General features: G+C 52.9%; 14 protein-coding genes and 2 pseudogenes. 1 reads left to right on the top strand and 15 read right to left on the bottom strand.

Annotated features, from left to right (window positions below; translation table 11 throughout):
- From BMW28_RS12595 to BMW28_RS12840, 14 genes and pseudogenes are all read right to left on the bottom strand, one after another.
- Positions 1 to 347 (bottom strand): annotated as a pseudogene (locus BMW28_RS12595) (IS3 family transposase); the annotation flags it as partial.
- Positions 344 to 661: a DUF1153 domain-containing protein gene (locus tag BMW28_RS12590; RefSeq protein ID WP_091818459.1), complete on the bottom strand. Its 318-nt coding sequence runs from the start codon at positions 659 to 661 to the stop codon at positions 344 to 346. The gene BMW28_RS12590 and the pseudogene BMW28_RS12595, both read right to left, overlap by 4 nt.
- A gap of 79 nt (positions 662 to 740) precedes the next feature.
- Complete coding sequence (locus tag BMW28_RS12865; RefSeq protein ID WP_143280613.1) at positions 741 to 1,073, bottom strand: hypothetical protein; 333 nt, start codon at positions 1,071 to 1,073, stop codon at positions 741 to 743.
- A 610-nt stretch (positions 1,074 to 1,683) separates the two neighbouring features.
- Entirely contained in the window at positions 1,684 to 2,133 is a 450-nt protein-coding gene (locus BMW28_RS12860) for a hypothetical protein (protein ID WP_143280612.1), read from the bottom strand.
- 485 nt (positions 2,134 to 2,618) lie between these two features.
- A complete protein-coding gene (locus BMW28_RS12855; RefSeq protein ID WP_143280611.1) occupies positions 2,619 to 3,005 on the bottom strand; it encodes a DUF2752 domain-containing protein in 387 nt (128 codons plus the stop codon).
- Positions 2,989 to 3,165, bottom strand: a complete 177-nt coding sequence (locus BMW28_RS13050) for a hypothetical protein (RefSeq protein ID WP_200785803.1) — start codon at positions 3,163 to 3,165, stop codon at positions 2,989 to 2,991. Before BMW28_RS13050 ends, BMW28_RS12855 begins: the two co-directional genes overlap by 17 nt.
- Before the next feature lie 738 nt (positions 3,166 to 3,903).
- Positions 3,904 to 4,212 carry a hypothetical protein gene (locus BMW28_RS12575; RefSeq protein WP_091818454.1) on the bottom strand — a complete coding sequence of 103 codons (309 nt, stop codon included), beginning with the start codon at positions 4,210 to 4,212 and terminating at the stop codon, positions 3,904 to 3,906.
- A gap of 84 nt (positions 4,213 to 4,296) precedes the next feature.
- The gene (locus BMW28_RS12960; protein ID WP_234970154.1) at positions 4,297 to 4,965 is read right to left on the bottom strand and encodes an Nmad2 family putative nucleotide modification protein; all 669 of its coding nucleotides are present in this window, start codon (positions 4,963 to 4,965) and stop codon (positions 4,297 to 4,299) included.
- 7 nt (positions 4,966 to 4,972) lie between these two features.
- Positions 4,973 to 5,221 carry a DUF1010 domain-containing protein gene (locus BMW28_RS12570; protein ID WP_091818452.1) on the bottom strand — a complete coding sequence of 83 codons (249 nt, stop codon included), beginning with the start codon at positions 5,219 to 5,221 and terminating at the stop codon, positions 4,973 to 4,975.
- A 110-nt stretch (positions 5,222 to 5,331) separates the two neighbouring features.
- Positions 5,332 to 5,985, bottom strand: coding sequence for an FABP family protein (locus BMW28_RS12565; protein ID WP_048373211.1), 654 nt, complete (start codon positions 5,983 to 5,985; stop codon positions 5,332 to 5,334).
- A 77-nt stretch (positions 5,986 to 6,062) separates the two neighbouring features.
- Positions 6,063 to 6,401, bottom strand: coding sequence for a hypothetical protein (locus BMW28_RS12845; RefSeq protein ID WP_143280609.1), 339 nt, complete (start codon positions 6,399 to 6,401; stop codon positions 6,063 to 6,065).
- 465 nt (positions 6,402 to 6,866) lie between these two features.
- The gene (locus BMW28_RS12555; RefSeq protein ID WP_091818449.1) at positions 6,867 to 7,544 is read right to left on the bottom strand and encodes an HNH endonuclease; all 678 of its coding nucleotides are present in this window, start codon (positions 7,542 to 7,544) and stop codon (positions 6,867 to 6,869) included.
- 121 nt (positions 7,545 to 7,665) lie between these two features.
- Positions 7,666 to 8,094 (bottom strand): hypothetical protein, encoded by a 429-nt coding sequence (locus BMW28_RS12550; RefSeq protein ID WP_091818447.1) that lies wholly within the window; start codon positions 8,092 to 8,094, stop codon positions 7,666 to 7,668.
- An 80-nt stretch (positions 8,095 to 8,174) separates the two neighbouring features.
- A complete protein-coding gene (locus BMW28_RS12840) occupies positions 8,175 to 8,681 on the bottom strand; it encodes a hypothetical protein (RefSeq protein ID WP_143280608.1) in 507 nt (168 codons plus the stop codon).
- 131 nt (positions 8,682 to 8,812) lie between these two features.
- On the opposite strand from BMW28_RS12840, the pseudogene BMW28_RS13210 reads away from it, so the two are divergent.
- Positions 8,813 to 9,103, top strand: a pseudogene (locus BMW28_RS13210) (phage integrase N-terminal SAM-like domain-containing protein); the annotation flags it as partial.
- Between the two features lie 171 nt (positions 9,104 to 9,274).
- On the opposite strand, the gene BMW28_RS12535 reads toward BMW28_RS13210, so the two are convergent.
- Positions 9,275 to 9,574 (bottom strand): integrase core domain-containing protein (locus tag BMW28_RS12535; RefSeq protein WP_143280607.1); only part of this gene is annotated, 300 nt, incomplete at its 5' end.

Here is a 9,574-nt window from a genome sequence, read left to right as displayed (position 1 = left end):
TCTGTCGCCCAGCGCTCATCCGGAGCCTTGGCCACAGACGGCAAGGCCTGGATGCGCGGCCTGAACCCCACGGCCCGCTTCCTCACCTGCCAGCCCTTGAGCTGGAAGATGCGCTGCACCGTGTTCTTGTTCATCCCCAGCAGGTGCGCTACCGTGCGATACCCGAAGGACGGATGCTCCTCTATCAACGCCTTGATCGGTGCCACCAAGTGCTCCTGTACCTTCGGGGCAGACTTGACGCTGCGGTAGTACAGCGTGCGGCGAGGCAGATCGAACCAGAGGCACAGCTTCACCAGGCTGACATGGAAACCATCAGCTGCCAGTCCCTGCTGCACATCGAGGATCATTTCTCGTCCTCTTCGCCCAGCAGGGACGCCAGCTTTTTTCTGGCACGCAGCTCCAGCATGGCTTCGCCGTAGGCTTCCTGCAGGTCACTGAGCTTCTTCTCATACTGCTGGCGCACATCAAGCGGGTTGGTGCGCAAGGCATTCTCCATGCCACGCTTGCCTTCTTCCACCCACTGCTCCAGCTCTGAAGGCTGCAGGTCAAAGGCACGGCTGGCCTCTGCCACCGTGGTCTTGCCCTGGATGATCTCCAGGACCAGGGCCGTTTTACGCTTGGCCGTCCAGCGCTTGATATCGTCTTCCATCAGGGTACTCATCGTCGTTTCCTTCAACAATAACACCTGTGCAGGAATTCAGTGGGTCAATACAGCCGTTTGAATGGAATCATGACCAGATTTACCAGTTTTCTGTTCTGTACGCTGCCACCCGAGCACGCTCGACAACCTCTTCGACGATCATGCGGACATAAGCGTCAAGAATTTCAGAGTCAGACAGGTCGGCTCTTGATGGGATGGCCGTTTTCCATTCATTTATCAAGGCCTCCTTGACCTCCTGTGTCTGGCCGGCGATTACACGCTGCGCAGGCCCATCAAAGTCGCCTTGCATTGGATAGTAGGTCTGATACCCGCCGTCGAAAATCTGACGTTTGAGCTCCCACCAAGCATTAGAGTTTTGATGTGCAACCGCCTTGATTATGGGTCTGAGTATTCGCTTCTCGTTGCGATTCATGATTTCAGTGATGCCTAACGTAGAGCTAACCGGCGCTGCGCGGCTTTGTCGCGCAGCGTCCAGCGACTGAAAGGAGCGAGGTTGAGCGCCAGGTTAGCCTTTGAGCTTCGCACCTCATTGATGTGTCAAAGAACCGTGAGCCGAAGTACTCAATGATCTCGTGTGCATGAAACGACATGCTTTATGAGTTCGGACTGGGGCATTGGAATGAAAGTGGTGCCTGCCGATCTGACCAGTATCTTAGCCCCTTCATCGAAGCTCGTAATCATCAAGAGGTAATGATGTCGAAAGCTCCCCATTTGTATAGCCCCAATGGAAATCTCGATAACCGGCGGTTGAGGATAGCTAGTAGTGAGCATTCGACTATCGCCACGAAACTGATCAAGAGCAGCGGTTAAACAGGAAAGAACGTCATTCATCGAGCGGCTGGACACGCTTTCATAAACTATTGGACTATTTCGTATGTCATGAACGGGTACGCCAACACAAGCGGATAGCAAGCAGAGGGCTGAGATGCTGAGAGTTGTCGTCAGGTAGCGAGGTTTCATTGTTTCTTGGCTAACGCCTGAGTTAAGCCGCGCCGCGAAGCGGCGTCGGCTTGAATGAATTGTTATGCGGCATTTTTTGGCGCACTACGCGAAACACTAACAAGCTCGAATCCTGGCAATGCATTCAAGCCCAAACTGCTTCTAACGCCCGAAAGTACCGCTTCATGGTGCTGTTGATGCTGCTCTTTAGTTAGAGGCTGAGATTGTTGGGATTTGACTAAGGCTGAAAAGTAGCTGTTTGCAGATTGAGCAGCCCTGTCATCGCCATAGATTGCCACTAATATAACCGCGCGTTGTAATGCGGCCATTTTATCCAATGAAGGGCAACTCATCGTTTCTTCAAGAGTGAGGAGTAAGGAAGCATATGCTTCTTTCTGGTTCTCGCGCAGCGACTTCTGCGTTTCAAATTTGCGCTGACTTCTACTGTTAATGTAGCCAAAAACGGTTGGAATTAATGACCCAACTAGCGCCGACGATGCTGCTATCAAGGCAATTGTCAGATTGATTTCCATATTTTTCTTCGAGTTAAGTGAAGGGCTTGTTGCCGCATAACGTAGAAGTAACCGGCCTGCGCGGCTTTTCGCGCAGGTCCGGTTGACTGCCATGTTAGCTTTTTGACCCAACTGTCTATTTGCACCCAATCATCTTGCCCGACTTGGTAATAGTGCACCGGTTTCCTTGGCTATCAACTGAATGCACGCCTTGACTATCAGACCATGACCGAACCGAATAGCTGTTTCCTTGGCTGTCGTAGCTGCGAATGGTAGTGCTGCCATCGCGAGATCGTTGGGTTTCTGAGTTGACGCTATAGGTATTTCCTTGGCTGTCCCAAGAACGGATTTGGACGTTGCCGGATGAGTCTGTATATGATTCAGAGCACACGCGATACTCGCCGCTACCAAAACACTCTGCACGGGCTTGCTGGCTGATGGCCAGAATACAAGCAGCGGAGTAGATAAACATTTTGACCATACGCATTTTCTCTCCCGAAGAATAATTACTTGTTATTGAGTGGAGCAGCAAAATTTACGAGTGCACTCAGAAAAACGACCGATAGCAAGAACACCAACTCTTGTTTTCGAGTTTTGATCTGTGGGCGATAGCCGATCACCACGCAAATCGTGAAAACGGTAGCAAAGGCTGGCGTAAGGATGTTTGCATTTATTGCACCTGCGAAATTTCCATGTGCCAGCTGAAACATACCTTCTGTCATACCGCTGAACATTCCTTTTACGCCGAACAATCGCTCAAGCGGTGAGGGTGATAAACCAAGTTTTGCAATTAAAACTACGACGGGATTCCGTTCCAAAGACACGAACCAAGTGGCCCCAAGCAAAAGGCCAGCACGAAACAGATAGGTCTGAAACTTACTTTGATTCGTCAAGGCGAGGCTTTCGAACTACCAGGTAAATCGGCACGGCAATAATGCAGATGGCGAAGGAAAACAATCCCCAACCGATGCCACTCATTCCGCGGGATGTCGCGTCTTTACCAATCAGGACGCCAACGATGACAGCAATTACAAGCCCAAAAAACACTTCCATGAAAATTCCCCTTTGAGGTGAGTAGAAAAAGCTAACGCCCAAGGTAAGCGGCGCCGGAGCACCGAAGGTGCGTAGGGCACCAACAAGGGCCGTGAAAATGCCGAAGGCATGGCCCTTGTTGGCGTCCGCTTGACCGCCCAGTTAGGCTGGGGAGCGGAGTAGAGGGCGTGGAGCACACGGCACCCACGCAGGTAATGGCTGCTGCACTAAGCATGTAGCTGCAACCACTCATTGGCTGACGCATTGGTTGATGCCTCTACGTCCGTTCGCCGTGCTGCGTTGCGGAGCGCTGCAACGAGCGCGCCTCTTGTTGATGCCTCAATTTTCGCGTTGAGTATGCGAGAGACCATCCATAGCGTGGGTTCTGTTGGCCGGCGCTCTATGGATGACACGAGTGCTGAGATGTACTGTGGATAAGCACGCTCCAGCCAGTGGACAAGAGGACCAGGGGAACCAAAGTTGCACAGCGGATGACGCTCAAAGAGGCGGAATGCCGACTCGAACGTTCGGGACGAAAAATCAGACCCGGTTGCCTCGGAAAGCAGCGTGTCTAGAACGTCTGTAAGGTCTGCCTCCGGATCATTCGAGTTGAATGCATCCAGTGCATTTGCGAGCTTGCTCATGGTTTCTTGTCCGATGGCCTAACGCCTGAGTTAAGCCGGCCCGCCCGATGCGGCTCCGGTCGGTCCGAGACCGCGAAGCGGGCTCGGCTTGAACGAATTGTTAGCTAGCAGCTCTTTAAACGGTCGAATACACCATTGCAACCGCTCCGATCACGATGGTTGCGAGTGAAGCGGAAAAAATCCATTCGGCGGCAGTCAGTAGCCTTGCTGATCTTGATGTGCCTTGTTGCTTTTGGGCGAGGTAGCCCAGGACAACCACGAAAAGAAAGCCGAGTGACGAGAACAGGAACAGATCGTCAGCGATCATCTCTACATGGTCGATCGAAGCCTTTGAAACAAGAATTGCCACGAGCGCGAGACCGATGCTGGCAAGGGTTCCGCTGATAGAAACAAGAGTGTCGATAGACTGATCAGTGTGGGCCACAACAATCTTCCATTGCTAGCTAACGTTTGAGTTCACCGGCCTGTGCAGCTTTTCGCGCAGGTCCGGTGGAATGAGGGTTAGCCATCAACATAGTGGCGCCTTCTCGGCATCGATTGAGCAGCCACAACGAATCTTTGCGTGCTCTAAAAGCAGAGCAGCCACTTCACCAAGCCGGTCAGGAGTACCGCGTAGGCAGTTGCGCTCGAAGTTCTGACTTTTGAACCATTTAAGGAAGGGCGCTACGAGCGCAGCGTTGGCATTGACTTTGTGCCCTTGTGTTTGATGAATGATTCGCTGAAGGTGAGGTGGCAGAGGAAGCGGGCGGTTGCCGAAGTAATAGAAGTTCATGGATAGCAGAACGTTTTTCCCGCCAAGGTCGGTTTCTCGGTTTCCCTCATTGTGAACGCTAGGCCTTTGATTCGCTGGGTTGCAAGAGAAGTCGTAGATTGAGTCTCCAACCCTGCGGTGAAGATCTTGGCTTTGCAAGTCTGGAATTTTCTCTCGACGGTGGTTGCGAGTCCATTCGTCATACTCAGCTAGGGACATCACGGACGAAACCTCCATCGCATACACGATTTTTCCGGAGAGATCGCCACTGGGTGCGGATGTTGAACCTGTACCAACAACCCAATCTCCGATCTTGGCTGTTCGTCGGATTACAGGCTTGCATATAGCAAGCGTACACACCCCCCAATAGGGGTTTGGTGCTGCTCCATCATCAACGGGTATGCAATAGGTAAAAAGGCGCGGCATAGGATGGCTAACGGCCAAGGTAAGCCGCCCGCAGTATGCGGGTCGGCTTGAGCGCCGGGTTAGACCCAAAGCGCAAAAACGAAAGTGACCGCACAGGCCACGGACTACGAAAACAATAGCTGCTTGCGCTTGCTGCACAAAGGCTAGAGGCCAAAAAGGCTTGAAACTGGCACAGCCTACGCAGGCGAAGCCCGAGCGAACGCCAAACACCCAGCGGATAAACGCTTGCGAGGGTAAATGGCGCTTGAATATTCATGGGCTGAAATGAGCAAGAATAAAAAGCAGGCTAACGTGCAGCTAACCGGGCTGGCGCGGCTTGCCGCGACAGGTCCGTGTTGAGCTGAATGTTAGGGCTCATCCCTGGCCCTAGGATTTCCGGAGTTTGGTCGCTGCCGCTTGCGCCGTCGGATTGGGCGTAGGCTCTCCGACCTTCCGGAGCGTGTTGCGATCCGTATGGTGGAACGGCTCCGCCTGGCCTGGGATGATCAACACAGTGTCCTGTTCGTAGGACCACGTTCCATCGACATTGATCGCAACCGTGATGATGTAGCTCTTCGTTCTGAACGCATATTCCAAGAACGGGTTTGACACGATCCCGTTTGTTTCGGACCCGCGGACAGCCTCGAGGCGAAACGTTCTCGCATCGGCCTCGGCACGGCCGACGGCCATCGCTGCCTGTCCGCGCGGTATCGAAAGCGTCTGGATCACGGTGCCCGTCGCCGGTTCCCATAGCCAATAGCCGACTTGGTCGTGGAATGTCTCGACGTCATCAGGCTTGACGATCCGCGTGTGGTACCTCAGTCCGTAGAACAATTGCGGCCCATTGGTCTGTGCATCGATCGGCTGCAACTCCATGTGTTCGATGAAAGCCTGCTTTTCGGGGCCGTTGGGCTTCGGATTGACGTCGAGGCCGTGCGTGCCCACCCATATGCCTGCCATGCCGGTGAGCGGTCCCAGATTGGCGAGCGTATCGACTGCCGGCTCAGGTTCCGTGTAGATGTCTTTGGGGATGTTTTCCATAGTTGATTCCAGCGGGCCTAACGCCTGAATTAAGCCGCGCCGCGAAGCGGCGTCGGCTTGAATGAATTGTTAGGCATTTAACGTTGTTCAAGTGTTCCATCAGGATGAAGCCACATGCCGTCACTTAAATATGTGGCCTCTCCTTCTTCGTGTGTGATGCCCTGATAGATGGATTGCATTTCTTGCCTAGCCATCTCGTTAGAAAAATCTTTATAACTATGATAGTTATTCAGGTCATATCCAAGATCTTCCAGATCAGAATACTGACTAATGCCAAGATGCCGCATGAGCGCTTCAATGTCATGAATCCACTTCTTTCCATCTTTAATGAAGTATCGGCTTTTGAATGCTTGCGGGTCTTGAACCTCTTCGTAGCCAAGGTGCAAGGCAAGTTCAACACTCGTCTGGTAATCCATATCTCGATTCCTGATGCTTAATTTTTGAGCTAAGCGGCTGCAAAGCAGTCCGCTTGCGCAATGGGTTAGGTGTCACGTTTAACACCGAGCTGCAGGTAGATGAGGAGTGCCAGGGGGATGAGCCCGACGCCGAATACGAAAACAAGTGCGCAAGACACAAGGTAAACAAAAACCTTTTGTCCTTTGGTCATTCCGAGATACCAATCAGTTATGTGCTTCATGTTTTTTAATTCGTAGAGAGATTTTGATGTCGATGTTATAGCGCCGCGAGCGAGCTTTGGTGACGCCTAACGCCCAGGTTAACCGGCGCCGGAAGCCGAAGGCTGGAGGGCACCAACACTGGCCATGAAAATGGCGAAGCCATGGCCAGTGTTGGCGTCCGCGTTGAACCGACAGTTAGGCTGGTGCGCGTAGGCATGGCATTTGAGCCTGCATAAGACTTGCATTTTGAAGGTTTTCAATTGCTCAGAACATGGGTGGCTTGAGTTCACCGGCTTGCAGTTGAGCAAGCTTTAGAAGACGATCTTCAAACTCTGCCGCGCTGAGGTAGCCTTCGCGAAACAGCCGTCGTAGAAATTCGTCTGCGGCCATGGAGCCCTTCTTGTTGTTGGCCTCCCGTGAGGCCGCGACCAGATTGCGATAGCTATTGTTTCCGGCGGGTCTTGAGACGACATGCTCAACGATGAAGTTGCTATCGTCGAGGGCCTGAAGTGTGTAGAAGCACTTGTGCCCTTCGCGTTTAAGCAGCAATAACCTGTTCTCCGGAACTGCAAAGAAATCCATTGTTTCCAGGTCCACTTCGGTTTCGGATTGCTCAGCTTGTGGGGAAACGATGCCTTCAATTTCAGACGGAAGATGCAGCTTGAGAAGTCGACCAGTGTGTGTTGTGCGAATGACAGAAATGCAACCCTTCTCTTGAAGGGACGCGAGCTTTAAGTACGCCGTTCCTTCTGACATAGGCTTTCCCTTCTCGCCTATGCCGCATGCCATTCGTGTACGTGCCGACTTGAACCCGATAGTGACCTCTTCCAAGCCGATTAAACGACTGTGCCTGAAGACGTATAGATAAATTGCCTGTTCGTAGGCGTCCAGTTTTGGGGCGAGGTAGTCTTGGAACTGAACAAGAAATTCTCTTAGATCCATGGTGTGTACAGATGCCAGACAGGTTGACAACGCCTCAGCTTAGCAGTGGCCTAACGCTTGAGTTAAGCCGCGCCGCGAAGCGGCGTCGGCTTGAACGAATTGTTAGGCGTCATTTCGAAATTTAGCTCGTTTGAGGAATTAGTTGACCATCAAACGTTTCGACAAGCGCAGTGACTATGGTGTACGGATCCTCCGGGAACCGAGGAATAATGTTGAGTGGTTTTGGGGAGCCAGACGACATATCAATACCTTGGACCTTTGCATAGTCATTCTCCAAAGCACGGTAGGCATCTTCGATTACTGCCTGGATGTCTTTCTGGAACACGCTAATTGAGACGACCCCGGCCAGCGTGCCGTGCTCAGATGTCAGCTTGAAACGATCCGATATCTTGAAGTCCCGCGCAATACGAAAGTCTGTCGGGGCGAGAGCTTTAAGAACGAGGCTAATAACGCGATCATCGGCCTCAATCGCATACGCACGCATGAAGAAGCGTTGCACAAGCCCAGTTTCCTCGTCGACGACAGGCCAAACATTAGCCACAAGTTCCATCCAATTCCTCCCGCTATCCGGTATGACGCCTAACGCTCTGAGTTCAGCCGACGCCGCAGGCGGTCGGCTGCGACGAATGGTTAGGCTTCGTCGATCTGATTTTGTTTTGTGTTTAAACGCTTGATGACTCCCTCGATCATCTTCGCTTCAGTTTCGGTGAATTGAGCTTCGTTGCCTGCTTCGGTTCTTTGTATTTTCTTCTTCAGTTTTAGCAATCTGTAGCTACCGTAGCCGAGACCGGCAGCTCCACCTGCTGCAGCACCACCAATAGCGAGTGGAATCCAAATGGGCGTGGCAGCGATGACGCCGGCGGACATCAGAGCTCCTGTTATGCCTGATGCGCCAATGGTGGTCCCAAAAAGTCCGGCCCCGCCAATGATGCTCCCTGCAGCACCAGACAGGTAAAGTGCACCCGCTCCCAGAGCCGTTGAAGCTGTGGCTAGAACTCCACCGATTGCCGCAGTACTCAGGTAGGTGCCGGCGACGTACCCAGCAGCGGAGGTAACAATCATTCCACCAGCAGCGTGTGGAACTAATGTGCCTCCGGCAGCAAGTGCCGAAATAATGGGAATTAGCGGCAATGGCATTCGATTCTCCGATTTTTACTGGTGCCTAACGTTCAGTATGCACCTCAAACGGTGCATACTTCTATAATTCATTCAAAAACTAGTCACATAGTACTAAAATTTGATCGCAGATCAACAACATAGCCCCAGATATGACCCCGCATACAGTGTATAGCACAGTAGACAAGCTGAAGCCTCCGAAGCTGCTCGACCAGGTGCGCGAAAAGCTGCGACTTAAGCACTACAGCATACGCACCGAAAAGCAGTATGTCCAGTGGGTACGCCGCTTTATCCTGTTCCACGGCAAGCGCCACCCGCGCGACATGGGAGCGCCCGAAGTCGAAGCTTTTCTCACGCATTTGTCCGTGGAGGGCAACGTGGCCGCCTCCACGCAAAATCAGGCGCTTTCCGCCCTTCTTTTTCTCTACCGCGAAGTGCTGAAAAGCACCTTGCCCTGGATGAACGAAATGGTGCGTGCCAAACGTCCGGCCCGTCTCCCTGTGGTGCTCACACAGATCGAAGTGCAGGCGGTGTTGTCGCGCATGCAGGGGCCAACCTTACTGTTGGCCCAATTGCTGTATGAACCGCCCCGGGTTTCGAGGAGGCTGGTTGGTTTAAGTGGACACCTCTGCCAAGGTGTTGCTGTCGGCAAGTTGCCTCCAGTAGTTTGCCTCAGCTTCTGCCGGCGGGATACCCCCGATCGGCGTGAGCAGTCGGACGTGGTTGAACCAGTGCACCCATTGCAGGGTCGCCAGTTCCACGGCTTCCCTGGTCTTCCAGGGGCCCCGGCGATGAATCAGTTCGGCCTTGTATAGCCCGTTGATGGTCTCGGCCAGCGCGTTGTCGTAGCTGTCGCCTTTGCTTCCCACTGATGGCTGGATACCTGCCAGGCCCAGCCGCTCGGTGTAACGGAT

Source organism: Allobrachymonas denitrificans DSM 15123, assembly GCF_900110225.1.
Taxonomy (GTDB): Bacteria; Pseudomonadota; Gammaproteobacteria; order Burkholderiales; family Burkholderiaceae_C; genus Brachymonas; species Brachymonas denitrificans.
The sequence above is the reverse complement of the archived record's forward strand: the minus strand, read 5'-3'. Positions and strand labels throughout refer to the sequence as shown.